This window comes from Pseudarthrobacter sp. R1, assembly GCF_024494415.1.
Classification (GTDB): Bacteria; Actinomycetota; Actinomycetes; order Actinomycetales; family Micrococcaceae; genus Arthrobacter.
Map to the genome: position 1 here is coordinate 743750 of NZ_JAMKFI010000008.1, position 20059 is coordinate 763808.

Genomic DNA, 20059 nt, shown 5'->3' on the forward strand with positions numbered 1-20059 from the left:
CGGTTCCGGCTCATGCTCCCGGCCCGGGCCCGGCCCAGCCCACCTGGATGGACCGCGCGAGGCCTTGCGAGATGAGGATGCCCCTGCCCGGTGGTGCACTGGCCTCCACCTCGAACCGGACCCCGAAGAGATCGCCATCAGACAGGGAACGCGGTGCCAGCAGGAGGCCGATGCCCGCCGAACGGGAGCACATGACCAGCGGCACGCGTTGCAGGAGCATTGGGCTGTAGGTCGCCGTGAGGACCACTGGGTGCCCCAGGGCGTTGAAAGCCGACAAGTCCCGGATGGCTTCGGCGGGGAGCAGGTCGGCGTCATCGACCAGCGCCACCGTACCCTTTGGTGTTTCACCTGCTGCCGCAGTGGCAAGCGATCGCTCCCAGAAGTCGCAGAGGTCCGTGCCATCTTTGGGATACAGCCACCGGCGGCCTTCGGAATTCATAAGCGGCAGGGCGCCTAAGAAGTTGCTTTTCCCGGCGCCCGGTCCGCCCAGGACAGTAAACACCGCTGCAGCCTGAAGCCGGCAGGAGATTGGCTCAAGTTCGTCACCGCCAATGCCAATGAAAATATCCTGCAAGATGGTGCTACCCGGAGCGCCTGGTGGTTCGCCCGGCTCCGTCAGGTCCTGTGCGCTTAGACCGGAACGTGTCACGTCCCGTATTTTCAAGGCTGGCACCAACGCGGGAAGTCGATCGATGCGGAAGGGCGATTTGGAAAGCCGGCTCTCCGACCTCCCTACGCTCCCCGGGCCGGTCACCCTCTCAATGCCTTCCTGGCCGTTCACCCCCTTAACCCCCTCCCGGACGCAGGCCGCCGCCCTTGAATCCAAGCGCGGGTGGTTGTACAGCTGGCAAACGGCAGGCACTTCTCCGGACATCGGACCGAACACCACGGCGCGCCCCTTAAGCTCCGCAGTGGCCGGCATTCGTGGCCATGCAATGCGGCTGTCCGCGTTGGAACCGGTGGGGAAGTAGAACCGGTTGGGAAATGCCGACAGTGCCCTGGAGTTGACGAGTTCGCGATCGCCTGCGGCAATCACGACAATCCCTGCCTGCCCGCCGTCACGGGCAAGGTCCTGCACGAGATCTTCAGCCCAGGCCAAAGGCCCGGCCCGGAATGCCGAAACCCAAGATCCCCATCCGGAAATGACGAGTACCAAGGGCACTTCGCCATGGCCGCCACCTTGGCCCAACCGGCGTGCCAGCTCCTGCTTGAGGCGCTCGAGTACGCGGACGGCCCGCCGCCGCTCATGCAGGCCCGCATGTGCGCCAATGGCGGGGTGCGTGGCCAAGGTCAGGAAAGTACCACCGGCATCAAGGATGTAGCCGTGTGCTTCGACCGGGTGGAGGAGCAACTGCATCACAGCCAGTTCGAGCGCTTCCGTGGCACCGGAAGACGGAGCACCGATTAGGGCCAAGTGACCGTCTGCGGCCGGGTTCCACACAAGGGGCCTCAGTCTCTGCTGTTCCGGTAGGTCCAACAGTCCGAGCTCAATCGCCCAATCCTCGCTCCTGCGGCTGCCTGATGGAGATGCCGAAGTGGTCTCGGGAGGAGCTGGCAGGTCTGAAGGGAGGGGAGGGGCAACCGGTAGCCTCGGGGCCCGTCCCTTCCGCTCACACCACAGGTCCCGCACCAGATTCACCAGTGGGGCTGCTGCCTGGGCAGGTGTTTCCCCGGCCGGGAGGCGACCTTCAGGCCCGCCCCTCTCGGCTGATGCAAGGCAGTCCACGGCGAGCTCCACCTTAACGGCACCCGCAGGCTGGGAACCACCATTATGGATTGGAGCTAGGGAAGCAGTCTGGAATTCCTGGGGAGCTTCGGTGCCGCGAGCCAGGAAGGCCCGTCCCGGCGCGTCGATGCTGATGCCGGCGGCCGCTTTGGAACTGATGATGTCTGTGGACTCCATCTCCGATTGCACCCTCAGGGCAATGCTTGAGGTGACGTTCGCCCGGATGTCTGCTGTGAGGGCCCCCTGCGGCCGTTGGGTGGCCATGACCAGATGAATTCCAAGCGAGCGCCCGATTGCCGCGATCCGCAGCAGTTCGCGGAGTACTTCCGGGGCATCATCCACGAGCATGCGGAACTCATCAATGACGATGACCAAATGGGGGAGGGGAAAGTTCTGTGAAGCTCCGGAGGACCGGTAGGCAGCGAGGTCCGGCACCCGGGCTGAAGCCAGCGCTTCCTCGCGCAGCCGGATTTCCGCGCGGAGAGAGATAAGGGTGCGTTCAAGCTCGTACGTGGACAAGTCGGTTAGCAACCCCACACAGTGGACCAGTTCCGTGAGGGGACCGAGCCCGGAGCCGCCTTTGAAATCGACGAAGAGGAAATTTACCCGGTCGGGTGGGTGGCTGAGGGCCAGAGCCAAGGTAAGGGTGCGGAGCAATTCAGACTTACCGGAGCCGGTTGTGCCGGCGACCAGGAGGTGGGGGCCGTCGGCCTGGAGGTCCAGGGTGCGCACTCCCGTGGCGCTGAGCCCCAGCGGAACGTGCAGGCCGTGGTTGCGGGTGCTGGCTTTCCATCGTGCAGCAGTGTGGTCCGGAGAGAGCGACAGCACCTCCGGGAGTGAGCACACTGCGGGGACAACCGGCTCCTCGGCATCCCGCCGCTCCTGATGGACGGCGAGCCGTCTGCAGAAACTCAGGAATACGTCTTCGCGTGCCAGATCCGGGACGAATGCAATGTCACCGGCCGCGAGCCGCAGGAGGGATTTCCGCTCGGTAAGTTCCACATCGCAGGTGCCGGCACTTTCTGCAGTCGAAAATTGGAGGACCTGCCAGCCGAGTGCCACCGCACTTTCGGCAATAGCGCCGCGGTCATCCTCCGCGTTGGCAGATGCCAGCAGCAGGACTACGCCGTGTTGGTAGCCACGCCCGAAGCCCTCGCTAAGAATGGGGAGGATGTCGGCCGCAGAAGCGGTGAGAGTGACGCTCGGCAGGTATCGGGCAGCCAAGGGCAGGCGGCCTGCTTCACCGCAAATGACGATTCGTGTGCCGTGGCCCCTGGGGTAACCCGCCAACTGCATCAGGAGGGATCGGATGATGCCGTCAGCCACCTGGTCAGACCCGCGGAATGTTGTGGGCATTGCCGGGTCCAAGGTCACGGGAACCGCGTCCAGGCAGGGAATGCCTACCGACGAAGCGGCGGGCTCTACTTTCACATTGGCTGGCTGCGGAGCCTCCCCCAGCCGCAGCCAAACCCTGTCCTCGCCGGGGGAAACAGCGGTGATGCCCTGGTTCTGGCTGACAGCCAGGGCCAGGAGTGCCAGGGACGGGCCGGACCGTCGTCGTCGTTGCCGGTCTTCTTCCACGGCGGCTGCAATGGCTTTTCTCAGCTCGCGGCGCTGCCGCCGTTCTGAGGCGAGGGGGACAAGGACGGACACTGCCGAGACGGCGGCAAAGGCGAGGAACATCCACAATCCGGTGAGCACGGCGAGTCCTATTCCGATCAGCAGGGGAAGAACTGCCGTCAACAGGAGCAAAGCCCTGTTGGCCGTGTCCGCGCGTCCCGGGACAGTGAGGGGCTGCTGGGTGGAAGTCCCGGCGTCGGCCAGCGTCCTGGCAGTCAGGTCCACAAAAACCAGCGACATCGTTGTGTTGCCGCACCGGATGCTCGACTCGGTGGAGACGACGGCGTTCCGGACCCGTTCGCTGTCGACATAGATGCCGTTGGCGCTGTCCAGGTCAATGATCATGATGTCCGTCTCGGTGACAACGAGGCGGGCATGTTCGCGGGAAAGTTCGGGGTCGGGGATCACGATGTGGGTTCCGCTCCGCCCGATGGTGTAGGAGCCTCGCCGCAGGGGCACCACGGTGCCCGCCCCGACGCCGGTGTGCACTGCCAGGGCGAGCTGGGCGTCTTCACCAGGCATCCGTCGTCGTGCCTTCAGGGCGTTGCGGTGGCAAGCCCCATCCAGAAGGATGGCACCGTTCACCAGTGGGGCCGTTCCCACCCTCATGGAATCGATGTCTTTGCCCTGGACGGAGATCCGGCCCGTCCCGAACTTCTGGATCAGTTGGACACGGATGTCCTCGCCGGTGGTCCCTTCGGGCGCATTGATGGTGAGTTCGAGTGGTGATTCCTGCAGCCCGGACCCTGGGCTGCGGACGAGCGTGCAATGGAGTTTCATCGACAGATCCTCACGGCCTTTCAACCCACGCTAGTGAGCGGAACGCCGCGCGGGTTGAGCGAGTTTTCGTATGTGGATAAACGCCGACGCTTGGAGCGTGGGCGACAACTGCAAGGGTTTACAAACCGGCGGACTTGGAAGCAGGGGCATTCATCCGGCCGACCTACAGGAGGGCTGCATGGGCGCTTGATTCGACGTGTGCCGCAATGCCTCGGGTAGGCTAGAGCAGCAGACAATGCGCACCATTGCGCTGCCCGCATTCAAACCAGGAGATTTTGTGACCGCTGACCTCGTCATTGTAGGGTCCGGCTTTTTTGGCCTGACAATCGCAGAACAGGCCGCTACTGAGCTCGGCTTGAAGGTCGTCGTCATCGACCGCCGCCACCACATCGGCGGCAATGCCTACAGCGAAAAAGAAGAGCAAACCGGTATCGAGGTACACCGTTACGGTGCCCACCTGTTCCACACGTCTAACGAACGCGTGTGGGAGTACGTCAACCGATTCACCACCTTCACGAACTACGTACACAAGGTTTACGGCGTACACAAGGGCGAGGTTTACTCTTTGCCCATCAACCTGGCAACCATCAACCAGTTCTTCCGCGCTAATATGACCCCTGGTCAGGCCCGCGACCTCATTCAGGAACAGGCTGGCGAGCTTGCGGGAACCGATCCCCAGAATCTCAACGACAAAGGTATCCAGCTCATCGGCCGACCTTTGTACGAGGCGTTCATCAAGCACTACACAGGCAAGCAGTGGCAGACGGATCCTAAGGACCTGCCGGCTGGCATTATTTCGCGGCTCCCCGTGCGGTACAACTACGACAACCGGTACTTCAACGACAAGTACGAGGGCCTGCCGACGAACGGCTACACAGCATGGATCGAGAAGATGGCCGAGCACCCGAATATTGATGTTCGGCTGAACACTGACTTCTTTGACGACTCGCACGAATACAGCAAGAGCAAAGTCGTTGGCAACATCCCTGTGGTCTACACCGGCCCCGTCGACCGGTACTTCGATTACGCCGAAGGCGACCTCTCCTGGCGCACCATCGACTTCGAGGAAGAAGTTCTGGAGGTCGGAGACTTCCAGGGAACTTCTGTAGTGAACTACAACGACGAGGACGTGCCCTACACGCGCGTCATCGAACCCCGCCACTTCCACCCCGAGCGGGACTACCAGACGGAGAAGACCGTCATCATGCGCGAATTTTCACGCTTCGCTGAGAAGGGCGACGAACCTTACTACCCAATCAACACTTCTGCAGACCGTGACCGGTTGCTCAAGTACCGCGACCTGGCGGCTTCCGAAAAGGACGTTCTGTTCGGCGGGCGCCTGGGGACGTACAAGTACCTCGACATGCACATGGCCATCGGCTCTGCTCTGAGCATGTTCGACAACAAGATCCGGCCGCACTTTGAAAGCGGCGTAAAGCTGGAAAGCGGAGGCGTGGACGCATGAGTGTCTCAACCGAAAGCAAGAAGAAGAACACTCCGAAGGCCTCATCAGAGGACGTCCGCAGCGAGTGGCAAACCCTGCAGCGGGTAATCCTTCCGAGCGCCAGCCAGATGGACACCGTACCGCTTTACATGGACATGGGGACTGCTACCGGCGTTCAGCTGCCCACCGTGGGTGACCGGGACGGAAACGTCGCAAGGGCCCGGGCATTCAGCAGCCCGGCGAAGGAAGCCCACGTCGAGGACTTCCTTTCCCGGCACTCGACGTCCGTCCGCTCAGGCGAGCGGGTCTCTTTCGGCAGCTACTTCAACGCATTTCCCGCCAGTTATTGGCGGCGCTGGACCACAGTGGACAAGATCCGCCTGCAAGTCCGGACACAGGGCACGGGTTCGGTCATCGTGTATAAATCCAACGCCCGGGGCTCTCTGCAGCGCGTGGACACCCGGCGGGTTGAGGGGATTGCCGATAACTACTTTGAGCTCTCGCTCGCGCCCTTCGGCGACGGCGGCTGGTACTGGTTTGACTTGCTTGCCGGCACAGAGCCGCTCATCATGCTCGACGCTGAGTGGCAGGGTCCGGCCACAGAGAGCAAGCCGGGATCCGTCACCCTTCAAATCACCACGCTGAACAAGACTGACTTCTGCCTCAACAATCTCAGGCTTCTTGCCGAGAGCGAGGAGGCAATCGAGCACGTTCAAGAGATCCTCATCGTTGACCAAGGTACGCAGAAGCTTTCCGAAGCAGAAGGCTTCGACGACATTAAGAAGTCGCTGCACGGAAAACTTCGCATCATCAACCAGTCGAACCTGGGCGGGTCGGGCGGGTTCGCCCGGGGCATGTTCGAGGCTGTGGAGAACGGCAGCGACTACGTTCTGCTGATGGATGATGATGTCGTCGTCGAACCTGAAAGCATCATTCGACTGCTGACCTTCGCCGACCGCTGCAAAACCCCCACGCTCGTGGGCGGACACATGTTTGACCTGTACAACCGTACTGTTTTGCACACCTTTGGCGAGATTGTGAACCCCTACAGGTTCCAGCCGTCCCTCCCCAGCGAGGACATGATCCTCGGACACGACTTCCTGTCATCCAACCTTCGCCAGACATCCTGGCTGCACCGCCGGTGCGACGTTGACTACAACGGCTGGTGGATGTGCCTGATTCCCACCCAGGTGATCCGGGAAATCGGACTTTCGCTCCCGCTGTTCATCAAGTGGGATGACTCCGAATATGGACTCCGAGCTAAAACGGCCGGTTACCCCACTGTCTCGCTTCCGGGCTCGGCCGTCTGGCATGTTTCCTGGATCGACAAGGACGACCTTGTGGGCTGGCAGGCATACTTCCATGCCCGGAACAGGGTTGTGGCGGCTCTCCTGCACAGCCCCTATGAGTTCGGTGGCCGCGTCATCAAGGAATCCCAGTACGCCGACGTAAAGCATCTTGTTTCGATGCAATACGCTACGGCTCAGGGCCGCCAGTGGGCTTTGGAAGACGTACTGAAGGGGCCGGGGGAACTGCCTGATCTGCTGCCGTCGAAGCTGCCGCAGATCCGCGAAATGATGTCAAGCCACTCGGATGCCGTATTCCGTCCCGATCCTGAAGACTTTCCTGCTCCCAAGATGGACAAGCCACCGCGCCGTGGCCACGGGCCGTCCCAGCCATCGAAAATTACCCTGTTGCCATGGGCAGCCAAGACAGTCGCCCGGCAGTTGGCCAGTCCTGTCAAGGGAACAAGCGCTGAGCGCCCCCAGACAACAGTCGCGCACCAGGACAACCGCTGGTGGCGCATGGCACAGTACGACAGCGCTGTGGTCTCCAACGCGGAAGGAACCGGCGCGTCCTGGTATCGGCGTGATCCCAAGCAGCTCAGGACAATGCTGGCCGAAAGCGCCCGTCTTCATGCCGCTTTGCTCAAGGATTGGCCAGCCCTCAGCAAGAAATACAAGTCCGCGCTGCAGGACCTTACTTCCATCGAATCCTGGAGGAAGACGTTCGAGCAACACACCCAGAACGAGATCAAGTGAGTGCCGTATCTCCGGCTGAACTGACAACTCCTGGTCTTGGAGGTGGCTTGCGCGATATCAGGCAGTCGAGTTTTTTGCTCAAGCTTTTGGTGAGGAAAGAACTCAAGGTCAGATACCGCGGCTCGGTACTGGGTCTGCTCTGGTCTTACGTCAAGCCTGGTGTGCAGTTTGTTGTCTTCTACGTGGCCTTGGGTGTGTTCCTTGGGCTGGAGCGCAGCCCCCGTAACCCGGAAGGGTTGGCCAACTACGCCGTATACCTTTTTTCGGGGATTGTACTGATTAATTTTTTCTCGGAAGCTTTGGGAAACGCAGCCCGGTCCATCGTCAATAACGGGAACTTGATCAAAAAGATTTACCTTCCCCGGGAGCTGTTTCCAGTTGCGTCGGTATGGGTGTCCGCGGTTCACTTCTTCCCGCAGTTGGTGGTTCTCGTTATAGGCTGCATCCTCGCCGGCTGGCAGCCCAATTTCGTTCAGCTGCTTGCCGCTGTTGCAGGCTTCCTCATTGTGGGGATGCTTGCCACAGGGCTAGGTCTGTTGTTCGGCGCGGCCAACGTTTACTTCCGGGACTCAGAAAACCTGGTGGACATGTTGTTGATGGTGGCGACCTGGGCTTCACCGGTTATGTACGCCTGGACCATGGTTCAGGAAAAGCTTGGCAGCACGGGGTATGCGATTTACCAGGCGAACCCGATCACCATCGGAGTTGAACTTTTCCACTATGCTTTCTGGTTCCCCACTACGGACGGAACCGCTGCCATGCCACCGGACCTGTTCAGCCTCTGGTTGCCCTTGGGGTTGGGCGTCGCTCTGGCAATGGTGGTACTCGGGCAATATACGTTCAGGCGGCTCGAGGGCCGCTTCGCGCAGGAGCTGTAAGTGGTAAACGCAATAGAGGTTTCTGACATCAGTAAGCAGTTCGTGCTGCGCCATACGCGGTCCATTAAGGAAGCCGTAGTGTGGCTGGCCAAGGGCCGCAAAGGGGATCTGTCCGAAAAGTTCCACGCCCTCAAAAACGTCACGGTGGAAGTAAAGACGGGCGAAACAGTTGCGCTGCTGGGCCTGAACGGCTCCGGAAAATCTACCCTGCTGAAGCATATTTCCGGAGTCATGCTTCCTGACTCCGGAACCGTAAAGACGAGGGGCAGAGTTGCCGGCCTCATTGAGGTAGGCGCCGGGTTCCACCCCGATCTGTCCGGCCGGGATAATGTGTTTCTGAATGGTGCCATCCTGGGCATGACTGAGCAGCAGGTCAAGGAACGCTTTGACGACATCGTCGAGTTCTCGGAGATCGGGCAATTTATCGACACTGAGGTTAAGTTCTACTCCTCGGGAATGTACCTTCGACTCGCATTCTCTGTTGCTGTCCACACGGACCCTGAAGTATTCCTGATTGATGAAATCCTGGCCGTTGGAGATGAGCCTTTCCAACGGAAGTGCATCGACAAAATTCAGGAGCTGGCCCGTGAAGGAAAGACTCTGGTAGTGGTTAGTCATGACCTGGACCTTGTATCACGTATCTGTGAACGGGGTATTTTGCTGGAGCACGGCAACGTGAGGTTTGACGGGGCTATCCACGACGCCGTCGCGATGCTGCGGACGTGACGGTCCCTTTCCTGGCTACTACACTGCGTCCGCATTCCGTTTACCATAATTGTTCCGATCAGAATAAGTTGTCGCTGCAACGGATTTTGGCCTGCGCCCAGACTTGGTGGTTATCTCCGGCATGGTGCCCGAGGGCTATGAGCACGCATAGGAGTGGGGCTGGGGGCGGAAAAGTTAGCGAACGGCTATGTAGACCTATTAAGTCCCCTTCGAAGCGCGGGGCTGCGCGTAGCTGTTGTCCTCGACAGTCCATACCCAAGGTTTTCCGCCCTGGACTGCGTCCAGCTAAAAGGAGCTGACTCAACCCAATGCCACGTACTTTAGCCGCCTGAAGACAGCCTCGACGACCCGTTGAAACGGGCAGCGGATCAAGTTGAAGGGGTAGAGGTCGTAGATCTCGCTGATTACTTCTGCCGGTCTCAGTTATGTCCTGCCGTTATAGGCAATGTCCTGGTCTTTCGAGACAATCACCTCACTAATACATTCGCCAAGTCGTTGGCCCCTGTCCTTGCAAGGAGACTGGAGCTTTGAACAGAGCCTCGCCCAACCCGTGGCAGGCAGCGGACATGAGGGGGTGTTGCGCCATTGCACACTTCCTTCAGCGCTGTCGGTGACGATCGAAAAGTGAGCCATTGTGACTGTTGCATCTAGCCAAGGGTGAGTCGATGAGAACGATAGCGGCGCGGCTGGGGACTTCGGGATCGAGGCAGTGGAACCGGCAGTTCGGGCGCTGCTGCTGGGAATCCGCGGATGCCTGGGACCGTGTTGCTTAATCGAGTGGGCTGAACGGGGTTCCCGGCCTGCTTCCGGGAGAACGTTGCCATGATCCGGCCGGTATACGCAGAGGACCACCGGCCCGAGGCCCGTTACTACTACTACTACTACTACTCACAGCACTATCTTCGCGTACTGCACTCAAAACTGGACTGGACATGATCACTGGATTCCTGGCTCTCGTCCCACGCGATTAAACGGACTTGCTATGAGCCGTTGGTACCGTTCCAGCCTGACACGTAGGGATGTTCCTGCGTAGTAGTGGGGGAGTACTTTTCAGCCGCTCTGTCGATCCGCTTGTGCGTGCGATGGGTTCGCAACGGGATTCCACTCAGCGCCGCGCCACCTTAACTCAGCCGCGCCAGGGTAGGGAAGACCTAATTGGCAAGGGCAGCGGATCAAGTTGAAGGGGTATCCATCAGAAATCTGGCAGACTACTTCTGCCGGTCGCAGCTATGTCCTGCCCGTTATGGGCAATGTCCTCGTCTTCCGTTGACCACTCCTCTACTACAGAGGCCATGTCCCTGGCCCCGGTCCTTCTCAAGGAGACAGGAGCCCTACGTGGGTTCGCTCTTCCCAAGCCTGAAGCCGAGACATCAGGTGCTGAGCCATTGCTTACTTTTTCTGCGGCAATTTGTACGCCCTCAGTCGCAGGCTGTAACTTCATATAATTTTGCGTCACCACGTCGAGCGAGAAGCTTGAATCCAGGTGTTGCGTCGGGAATCTGCAGTCCCTGGAAGCCATGATTTCCGCCATGGACCTCGTTCTTCCCGAAATCCAGCACATAGCGGACGTTGTAGGCACGTGCAACGGGGCAGACAGCCGGATCGTTTGCTGCGTCCCGAAACTTGTCGTTCAACAGTTCAATGGCCTTTGTGTAGGTGGTGAGTGTGTGTTTTGAGGTCGTATTGCGGTCGGCCAAGGAAAAGGCCATCGCACCGCCCGTCCACGGATTCACCGCGACTGTTGCGTCTTCTGGGACGTATTTGTCCATGTCGGCGATCAACGCCATCTCGTCCGAGCTAACCAAGGGAGAATCGGGTGTTGTTGCATAGTTGGCCTGTGCGGAACGCACGGGAGCTTCCAGCGGTCTCGCTTGAAGTAATCCAAGGAGGCCGAGCAGTACGACTGGGCAGATGCCACATACAATAACTGCGCGTCGATCGATCCACCTGTCACTAGGCGATCCGCTAAGCCTGCTTGAAATTTTCTTCTGCATAGTTTCGAACGCCCACGCTGCACCAACAGCACCCAGTGCAACCCCTGCTACGGGCAGAAGGGCTGCTAGACGATTACTGTCGTTGTACCAGACTCCGGTCATTGCATCTCGGAACGGGCCAGCAGGAGCCGCGGACACAATGACGAAGAGGGCCGCGACAATGAGAAAAGAAGCCGCTATCCAGATTGTGGAGAAGTGCCTAACTACAAAAATTAGTCCTACGACGACCATGGTACTTGCGGCCCAAGCAATAGGTCGCTGCATGGCTGAGTTTGTAAGCACTTCCCCCACAGCTTGCCCCGGGGACTGCACGGGTAGCCAGGCTGCCGCCTCAGATGGTGGTCTTATGAACATCCACATGACTGCAACGACGGCTAACGCGACGAGCAATCCAACCCCAGTGAGGATGGTCAATCCGGGACTTACGCCTGATCGACGGCGTGCAATTGCTAGAGAAATCCAGGCAGTGATAAGTATCGGAACTGACAGTGCTACAAGTGACACCACTCCATTTGGGTGAGCCATCGCGACACCAAGCGCTGTGAGTGGTGCCAGGCTGTAGCGAGCTACGGGACCAATTTGCCGAAGCTGGCTGGTTCCGAAGAACAGGTTCACGCACGCCAAACCAGCCGGGAGCATGCTTATGGAAAGAAAGTTTGGATACAGTACGCCGAAATCTAGCAGAAGGATCGGGAAGGAGCCGAAGCCAGCCGACAAAACGCCTGCGGCGCCGACGGCTATAGCGTTGGAGCCGACTAATGAACGCACGAGAAACATGCACCCAGATGTCCAGACTACGGCCGCTACACAGAGACTTAGGACATTGACGGCCACCGGTATCGATGTGCCGGTCAATTGTACGAGGAGCGATGCCAGGGCGTGCCAAGCCGCCGGGTAAAAGTATGGCGGGTTTTCCCCGTTAGTCATCCCGGTGAGAGTCATGGACGAGGCGTTTCCGGTCTCCAGCACGTACCGGATTGCATTCAAATGGAAGACGTTGTCGAACGTCTGAGAAATATTTTCCGGTCGACCAAAGGCCGTGCGGAGCTGATAGGCGATGGATCCCGCTCCTATTGCCAAGCCGACACCGGCTGTAAGCAGCATACGCTTGGTTGCGCCAAGGGCTGAGCGCCATGATCGAGATGGCTGGCGTAATTTCGGCAATTGCCGGCCCGCCCACAGGACGGCCGCGAGCAGGCAGGTGGCAGCTGCCACGGGGAGGAGGGACCATTCTGCCCCGGCAGATGGAGCAACTATCGCAGTGACGGCCACAATGCTCACTGTCAGAAGGGGAGCAACAGCAATAAATGCGGGGTTGCGGAGGCCAAGAGCCAGGATGATTAGCGTGCCGGGCAGCAACAATAGGGCTACGCACACGGCAGCCAGCGGAATGACAGAAAACCAACTCATGAGGACTCCACGAAAAGACGGCAAGTAGAAGGTGGGTGCGGTTCAAGCCGCAAACCCTAGTCCTCCAAAAGTTCCAATAGGTAGCTGCCGTATCCGCTCTTAACGAGAGGCTCCGCACGGTGTCGAAGCTCGTCGTCGGTCAGGAAACCCTGACGCCATGCGATTTCCTCGGGAGCCCCAATCTTAAGTCCTTGGCGGTTCTCAACAGTGCGAATGAAATTCGATGCGTCGCTGAGGTCATTGAAGGTCCCGGTATCCAGCCAAGCAGTGCCGCGGGGCAGGATCTCTACCTGGAGCTTGTCCCGTTCAAGATATGTCCGGTTAACGTCTGTGATCTCGAGCTCGCCGCGCGCAGATGGTTCAAGGTTTTTTGCGATCTCAATAACGTCATTGTCGTAAAAGTAGAGTCCGGGAACCGCATAATGACTTCGTGGCTTTTTCGGCTTTTCTTCCAGTGAAAGCGCTTTTCCGTTATCGTCGAACTCCACGACGCCGTAGGCCTTGGGATCTTTTACCCAGTAGCCAAAGACTGCTCCGCCGTTGATCTTTGAATGGCGGCGCAGCTGCGTACCCATACCTTGCCCATAAAATATGTTGTCTCCCAGCACCAGCGCGACTGTATCGTCACCGATGTGGTCGGCACCAAGGATGAACGCCTGTGCGAGCCCATCGGGGGAGGGCTGCTGGACGTAGGTCAGGTTGATGCCAAATTGGGAACCGTCGCCTAGGAGTCGTTGAAACTGCTCTGCATCATGTGGGGTGGTGATAATCAGGATGTCACGAATTCCTGCGAGGATCAGCGTGGAAAGCGGATAGTAGATCATCGGCTTGTCGTACACGGGGACGAGCTGTTTGCTGATGCCGAGAGTAATCGGGTGTAGCCGCGATCCAGTGCCGCCGGCCAGAATAATTCCACGCATGGACTACATCCTCTCCTACGGCTCACTTGTCAGCAAAACCTGGGGCCCACAGGCGAGTAGCTGTCCTCACGTCAAACTGGCCTTTTGCCGCTGCGCCCCAGAAGGCCGTCTCTGACACCGGCCGCCGCTGCCGCAAGTCGTGATGTGCGGCCGGGCGCCAGACTGGTGACCCAAGCAAGATGTCGAAGATCAGCCCACAAACCAGTAGCAACCCAAGTGGGGTGGCGCTTCGCATATTGCCGCGAGACAAGAATCCTATTCCGGAATATGTAGTAGTAACGCCATGTTGCGGCCGTACGCACCCGGAGGGGACCGGCAGGAAGGTTTACAGGCTGTCCAAGCACGCGTGCTTCAACAAAAGTTCCCAAGGAGTGATCGAACTCTGCATCGGCAAGGATGGTTGACCAACCGGCGTCGGTTGCACGCAGGTAGAACTCTGTGTCCACTAAGTCAATGAACAGCTTCTCCTGAAAAGCACCAATGTGCTCCAAGGCGTCCACTGTGATCATCAGCCCCGACTGAATGGGCTCCTTTCCCAGAACAACGCCGTTGCGCGTTCCTGCGGACATAACTGGATTACCGCGTATACGCGCAGGGCCTATGAGTCCAGGGGCGAGTCCACGTGCCCGAGCAGTAGCCTCGCCCGCAAGGAGTGCTTGGACATAGCCCGCTGGGAGCGTCGAATCTTGGTCGACTGTGATGATATAGCCAATGTCAGGTGTTTGGCGTGCAGATTCTATCCCCCTGTTGAGGGCTGCCCCGATGCCAAAATTTGTTGCGAGACGCTCAACCTCGGCGCCAACTTCCGCAACTTGCCCCCAAATATGGTCGTAACCTGGGCCGCTTCCGTCGTCAACCACAATGACCCTGCCGGACTGGGCCACAAGTGCTTTGACGTTAGCTATAAGTTCGGCTGAGGGGTGGAAAGCCGTCACCACACAGGCTACTTGGGACAGGGGCGCAGGATCAGCGCGGTGCTCTGTCCTCCGCACCTCACTTTCCGAAGGCATGGTTTACCAATCCTTTGAGTGTGTCGCTTCTCCTCCGACGGAGGGCGTAAGGCACATAGAGCAGGGCGTGTGCCCGGGATGTCAGGCGGAGTCGCGCTGCCCTGCCTGCTCTGCTCCAGCCTTTAGCGTCGCAAAGTTTGGCCGCAAGAGCGAAATAGTCCCTTTCGCCTTCGAATCGCGATCCGTCAAGGAGCTTCGCCCCGGAGGCGCTGCGGGTGTGCCGCCTATACGCGAAGCACACTTCGGGTTCGATGAGCAACACGGCGCCATCCAGAACCATATCCATCACGAGTGCCAGGTCCTGGATGACGGGAAATCCGTCGCGGAAATCAAACTTGCTGATGCTGTCCCGCCTGAAAGCTAGGGACGGCCAGTACAACCAGTCGCCATGGAGGAGGCTTATGGCCAACTGTTCACCTCTGACGAGCCTTTGGCCTCTTCCCCGGGGCTTGACCATATGCTGCTTGACCAGGTCGGTGAGGGGCTTCGTCTCGTTGCCGCCCTCGTCGATAACTTGTACGCCTGGTTGTATTATCGCCGCCTCTGGATGATTGGCGCCGGCCTTTTGAATGACAGCGACGAAGTTGGGGAGAAGGACATCGTCGCAACCCATCACGACGACAATGTCTTGAGTTGCAAGGGAAATGCATGTCCGGAAATTTTCCGTTATGCCCTCGTTGGTTTCCTTTCGCAGATACCTGACACGTTCGTCACTCAGTGCCTCAACGTACCGTCGCACTTCATTACCTGGATACGCGTCATCCACCACCGTCAGCAACCAGTCATCGTTATCCTGGGCCAGAACACTATCAACTGCCTGCTTCATGTAATTCACGTCACCCCAATAAGGGATGAATATGTCCAGTGCCATTTGCTCGCGCTTCTCTAAGGCGAGCCGGGCAAATTTGTGGGCTTGCCCTCTTGCTTTTCCCCTGCAGGCAGCGCCTCGATAAGGGTTCGAAGGATTGCAACTTCCTCAGCCAGCGTCCTCGTTTCATCCTCTACGACAGAGATTTCCCAGGACAAGTGGAGGCAAACACCCAGGAGCAGGAGGATGCTGATGATGAACAAAAGGTTCGATGGGAGTTGCACGCCTGAGAACTCAGTCACGATTGTCAGGAGCCGGGGGAAGGCAGCCAGAATCAACGTGCCGGTACCGACGAAAAGCCAGAGCGCCGCGTATTTTTCACGGAGTTTCTTCCGTCGGAGCATCTCAAAAACAACGCCTACTATGGCTAGGGCAAGAATAAAAGCAGCGACGTTCAGCATGTTGCTGGTTCCTGACTGGTCTGGTCTGATGTCTGGAGCTTTGACCTCTTGCGCGTCAACGCAAAGAGTAAGGCAAAGACCGAACGTCCTAGATAAATGGCGGCTTTTACGGGGTCGTGGCTGGGCGTTCCACCTTGCCTGGGCCGCATAGCAACGGGTATCTGAGTTACCGTGCAGCCCGAACGGACAGCCACGACCAAAGAGTCGATGGTGTCGCCCAAATATTCGGCGGGGTAGTGGTCAAGATATTGGTTGATGGCACGTTCGTTTGCTGCTCGGAAGCCCGAGGTTACGTCCGTGAGCCGGGTTTTTGCCAGTCCGGAGATCACTCGTGCAAGAAATTGCATAGCCCACTTGCGAGGGCCCTTCACCTCATAATCGCCTCGGTCGGCGAAGCGGGCACCGATGGATATGTCCGCGTACTCAAGGCCCTCAAGGACCTCCGCGATATTCCGGGGGTCGTGTTGCCCGTCGGCATCGACCTGGATCACTCGCCGGTACCCCATACGCTGTGCGTATTTGAATCCCGCCCGCATTGCTCCCCCCACCCCAAGATTAAAGGGAAGGTTCAGCACGGTTGCGCCTGCGGCCTCCGCCAGCGTGGCCGTGTCATCCCTCGAGCCATCGTTTACGACCAAAACGTCATAGGGCATACCCACGGACAGGACTTCGCGGACGGTATTTCCTACGGATTCAGCCTCATTCCAGGCAGGCATGATGACTAGGACCCGCCCAGAGGTATCAGTTTTCATAGGGCTCCAATATATCAACGGCCCGGGGCGATACGGGCCACTGCAGGCTTGGAGCGCAATGCAGCCCTGACCTCGCTTCAACCAAAATGCAGCTTTGGACGGTACAACCGGGGCGGGCTCCGCGCCGGATGCAGACCTGAAGACGTGTGACGGCAACAACAAGGCACAATCCTTGCTCCTTATGGACACGTAGGATGAGACAGGGTCCGTCACCCGGAGTTAGTCACCAATCCATGTGGAGTACGAAAATGAACTATGCAGCGTCCGGGCACCCGACGCAAGTACGGGCGAGCGTGTGCATGGCAACCTACCGCGGAAGCAAGTTCGTAGAGGAGCAGTTGGCGTCCATTCTGCGCGAGTTGGGGCCCGACGACGAACTGGTCGTGGTTGACGATGCGTCGCCTGACGAAACCGCTTCCATTGTGGGACGAGTGAAAGACGCGCGGGTGCGGCTTATAGTGGCACCGCAAAATCGGGGTTACGTCCGCACCTTCGAGGAAGCCATCCGGCTCAGCCGCGGTCAGTTCATCTTTCTCTCAGACCAGGATGACGTTTGGATTGAGGGGCGCATGGCGGCGATGTTGGCAGCCCTGGAATCTGCCCAGGTAGTTGCCAGCAACTTCGAAATTTTGGGCGGCGGTCCCCGTCCGTGGATTCCCAAGCTCCGCTCATCGGATTCAAGAAGGAACCTGGCCAATCTTTGGGGAATTCTGATCGGCTACCGCGCATATTACGGCTGCGCTATGGGGTTCCGGCGTGATGCCATAGGACTGGTGGTGCCGATCCCACCCTTTGTACGGGAGTCGCATGACCTGTGGTTGGCCATTTCCGGCAATATGGCACGCTCTGTCGCCCATTTGGACGAGCCGACTGTCTTCCGGAGATTGCATGGCGAGAATCAGACACCAGCAGGTTGGAGGTCCCTGCGGAGGATAGCAGCTGCACGCATCATGCTTTTAAGGCTCATGATCGAGGCATTCCGGAGGACCCGTAGGGTTGCCGGCAGTGACGAGTGATAGAGGCCGCCAAAGAAGGTTGGGTAAGCTGGCTTAATGCAGAATCTCCTTGTCACCGGCGGTGCCGGGTTCATCGGTTCCAATTTTGTCCACTACGTTCTCGAGAACACCGATAACAATGTCACCGTTCTGGACAAGCTGACGTATGCCGGCAACCTGGAGTCCCTGCAGGGCCTGCCGCAGGACCGGTTCACATTTGTCCAGGGAGACATCTCCGATGCTGAGCTGGTGGACGGGCTGGTCGGCGGCACGGACGTGGTGGTGCATTACGCGGCCGAGTCACACAACGACAACTCCTTGCATGATCCGCGCCCGTTCCTGGACACGAACATCATTGGCACGTACACGCTTATTGAGGCGGCGCGGAAGCACAACAAGCGCTTCCATCACATCTCTACCGACGAGGTCTATGGCGATCTGGAACTGGATGACCCTGAACGCTTCACCGAGCAGACTTCCTACAACCCCTCCAGCCCGTATTCCTCCACGAAAGCCGGCTCTGACCTGCTGGTCCGCGCTTGGGTTCGTTCCTTCGGGCTGCAGGCCACCATCAGCAACTGCTCAAATAATTACGGCCCGTACCAGCACGTGGAGAAGTTCATCCCCCGCCAGATCACCAACGTGATCGATGGAATCCGGCCCAAGCTCTACGGTAAGGGCGAGAACGTCCGTGACTGGATCCACGCCAACGACCACTCCTCGGCCGTGCTTGCCATTATCGCCAAGGGAAAGATCGGTGAGACCTACCTGATCGGCGCCGACGGTGAGAAGAACAACAAGGACGTCGTCGAACTCATCCTTAAGCACATGGGACAGTCCCCGGAGGCCTACGACCACGTGGTGGACCGGCCGGGCCACGACCTGCGCTATGCCATCGATTCGACCAAGTTGCGCGACGAGCTGGGCTGGGAACCCCGGTTTTCGAACTTCGACGCCGGCATCGAGGACACCATCGCCTGGTACCGGGATAACGAAGACTGGTGGCGCCCGCAGAAGGCCGCCACCGAAGCCAAGTACACGGAACAGGGCCAGTAAACGATGGCGATCGAGTTCTCCAAGAAGCTGACCGCGCACGAAACGTCAATTCCGGGAGTAGTTCTCTACGACCTTCCTGTTCACGGCGACAACCGAGGCTGGTTCAAGGAAAATTGGCAGCGGGAAAAGATGGTTGCCCTCGGACTGCCTGATTTCCGGCCTGTGCAAAACAACATCTCCTTCAACGAGAAGGCAGGAACCAGCCGCGGAATCCATGCGGAGCCTTGGGACAAGTTCATTTCTGTAGCCACGGGGCGAATTTTTGGTGCCTGGGTTGATCTTCGACAAGGGCCGACGTTCGGGGCTGTCTTCACTGCTGAACTTGACCCGAGCCAAGCCATATTCATCCCGCGCGGGGTCGGCAATGCCTTCCAGACCCTTGAGGACAACACGGCCTACACCTACTTGGTTAATGATCATTGGACGGCCGATGCCCAGGGCCAGTACACGTTCCTCAACCTCGCCGACGAGTCCGCTGGCATAGATTGGCCCATTTCCCTGGCCCAGGCGGAGCTGTCTGATAAAGACAAAGCCCACCCACGCCTGACGGACGTCGTGCCGATGCCTCCAAAGAAGGTCCTGGTCCTGGGCGCGGACGGCCAGCTTGGCCGGGCGCTGCGGAGACTGTACGACGGCGATGCTTCCGTAGAGTTCGCCGGGCGGGCTGAGTTCGATATCACCAGTGCAGAGGCCTTCTCCGCCCGCAACTGGAAAAACTATTCAACCGTAATTAACGCAGCGGCATACACCGCAGTGGACGCGGCGGAAACAGCAGAAGGCCGCGCAGTTGCCTGGGCCAACAACGTGACGGCTGTGTCACGTCTTGCAAAGATCGCCGTCGAACAAGACCTGACGCTGGTCCACGTCTCGTCGGATTATGTCTTCGATGGTTCCCGGGATATTCACACCGAGGACGAGGAGTTTACGCCCCTCGGCGTGTACGGCCAGACCAAGGCGGCAGGTGATGCCATCGTGAATGTGATTCCGCGCCACTATATCGTGCGGACCAGTTGGGTTATCGGTGAAGGGAACAACTTCGTCCGAGTCATGGATTCGTTGGCAGAGCGAGGTATTGAGCCGTCGGTAGTCAATGATCAGATTGGCCGGCTCAGCTTTGCGGAAGACATCGCGGCGGGTATCCGTCACCTCTTGGACTCCCACGCGGCCTATGGAACCTACAACCTCAGTAACGACGGTAAGCCGCAGTCTTGGGCTGAAATAGCCGGGGACGTTTTCGAACTGTCCGGGCGTGAGCGTTCCGCCGTCACGGGCGTCACGACCGAGGAATATTTCCATGGCAAGGCAGCAGCGCCACGACCCCTCAACAGTGTGCTGGATCTGGGCAAGATCAAGCAGTCAGGTTTCGAGCCTCGACCTGCCCGGGATGCACTGAAAGCGTATCTCGGCCAGTCCGCCCTGGCGGAATAGCGGTAAAAG

General features: G+C 58.9%; 15 protein-coding genes and 1 pseudogene. 8 read left to right on the top strand and 8 right to left on the bottom strand.

Annotated elements, in window-relative coordinates:
- Positions 1 to 10: 10 nt before the first annotated feature.
- Complete coding sequence (locus tag M8J71_RS14280) at positions 11 to 4126, bottom strand: FtsK/SpoIIIE domain-containing protein (RefSeq protein ID WP_256248505.1); 4116 nt, start codon at positions 4124 to 4126, stop codon at positions 11 to 13.
- Positions 4127 to 4403: 277 nt separating this feature from the next.
- Between M8J71_RS14280 and glf the strand changes: the two genes are divergently transcribed.
- The 5 genes from glf (at position 4404) to M8J71_RS14305 (ending at position 9747) form a co-directional block, all read left to right on the top strand.
- Complete coding sequence (gene glf / locus M8J71_RS14285; protein ID WP_256248506.1) at positions 4404 to 5591, top strand: UDP-galactopyranose mutase; 1188 nt, start codon at positions 4404 to 4406, stop codon at positions 5589 to 5591.
- Positions 5588 to 7612 (top strand): glycosyltransferase, encoded by a 2025-nt coding sequence (locus M8J71_RS14290; protein ID WP_256248507.1) that lies wholly within the window; start codon positions 5588 to 5590, stop codon positions 7610 to 7612. The genes glf and M8J71_RS14290 overlap by 4 nt, the downstream gene beginning before the upstream one ends.
- Positions 7609 to 8490, top strand: a complete 882-nt coding sequence (locus M8J71_RS14295; RefSeq protein WP_256248508.1) for an ABC transporter permease — start codon at positions 7609 to 7611, stop codon at positions 8488 to 8490. Before M8J71_RS14290 ends, M8J71_RS14295 begins: the two co-directional genes overlap by 4 nt.
- On the top strand, positions 8491 to 9216 hold the full coding sequence (locus tag M8J71_RS14300; RefSeq protein ID WP_256248509.1) for an ABC transporter ATP-binding protein: 726 nt from the start codon (positions 8491 to 8493) through the stop codon (positions 9214 to 9216).
- Between the two features lie 351 nt (positions 9217 to 9567).
- Complete coding sequence (locus M8J71_RS14305) at positions 9568 to 9747, top strand: SGNH hydrolase domain-containing protein (protein WP_256248510.1); 180 nt, start codon at positions 9568 to 9570, stop codon at positions 9745 to 9747.
- A gap of 887 nt (positions 9748 to 10634) precedes the next feature.
- Here the strand turns inward: M8J71_RS14305 and M8J71_RS14310 are convergent.
- The 7 genes and pseudogenes from M8J71_RS14310 to M8J71_RS14335 all read right to left on the bottom strand — a co-directional run bounded on the left by M8J71_RS14310 (position 10635) and on the right by M8J71_RS14335 (position 16571).
- Entirely contained in the window at positions 10635 to 12620 is a 1986-nt protein-coding gene (locus M8J71_RS14310; protein WP_256248511.1) for a DUF6541 family protein, read from the bottom strand.
- A gap of 56 nt (positions 12621 to 12676) precedes the next feature.
- The gene (rfbA, locus tag M8J71_RS14315; RefSeq protein WP_256248512.1) at positions 12677 to 13540 is read right to left on the bottom strand and encodes a glucose-1-phosphate thymidylyltransferase RfbA; all 864 of its coding nucleotides are present in this window, start codon (positions 13538 to 13540) and stop codon (positions 12677 to 12679) included.
- Positions 13541 to 13611: 71 nt separating this feature from the next.
- Complete coding sequence (locus tag M8J71_RS14320; RefSeq protein ID WP_256248513.1) at positions 13612 to 14109, bottom strand: hypothetical protein; 498 nt, start codon at positions 14107 to 14109, stop codon at positions 13612 to 13614.
- 87 nt (positions 14110 to 14196) lie between these two features.
- A pseudogene (locus M8J71_RS23650) lies at positions 14197 to 14550 on the bottom strand (glycosyltransferase); the annotation flags it as partial.
- On the bottom strand, positions 14534 to 15421 hold the full coding sequence (locus M8J71_RS14325) for a glycosyltransferase (RefSeq protein ID WP_256248514.1): 888 nt from the start codon (positions 15419 to 15421) through the stop codon (positions 14534 to 14536). The gene M8J71_RS14325 and the pseudogene M8J71_RS23650, both read right to left, overlap by 17 nt.
- 14 nt (positions 15422 to 15435) lie before the next feature.
- A complete protein-coding gene (locus M8J71_RS14330; protein WP_256248515.1) occupies positions 15436 to 15819 on the bottom strand; it encodes a DUF2304 domain-containing protein in 384 nt (127 codons plus the stop codon).
- Positions 15813 to 16571: a glycosyltransferase family 2 protein gene (locus M8J71_RS14335; protein ID WP_256248516.1), complete on the bottom strand. Its 759-nt coding sequence runs from the start codon at positions 16569 to 16571 to the stop codon at positions 15813 to 15815. The genes M8J71_RS14330 and M8J71_RS14335 overlap by 7 nt, the downstream gene beginning before the upstream one ends.
- 248 nt (positions 16572 to 16819) lie before the next feature.
- On the opposite strand from M8J71_RS14335, the gene M8J71_RS14340 reads away from it, so the two are divergent.
- Genes M8J71_RS14340 through M8J71_RS14350 form a run of 3 tightly spaced genes read left to right on the top strand, consistent with a single transcriptional unit; the run spans position 16820 to position 20050 of the window.
- On the top strand, positions 16820 to 17587 hold the full coding sequence (locus M8J71_RS14340) for a glycosyltransferase (RefSeq protein ID WP_256248517.1): 768 nt from the start codon (positions 16820 to 16822) through the stop codon (positions 17585 to 17587).
- Positions 17588 to 17623: 36 nt separating this feature from the next.
- Complete coding sequence (gene rfbB, locus M8J71_RS14345) at positions 17624 to 18622, top strand: dTDP-glucose 4,6-dehydratase (RefSeq protein WP_256248518.1); 999 nt, start codon at positions 17624 to 17626, stop codon at positions 18620 to 18622.
- Between the two features lie 3 nt (positions 18623 to 18625).
- Complete coding sequence (locus tag M8J71_RS14350; RefSeq protein WP_256248519.1) at positions 18626 to 20050, top strand: sugar nucleotide-binding protein; 1425 nt, start codon at positions 18626 to 18628, stop codon at positions 20048 to 20050.
- The last annotated feature ends 9 nt before the right edge of the window (positions 20051 to 20059 follow it).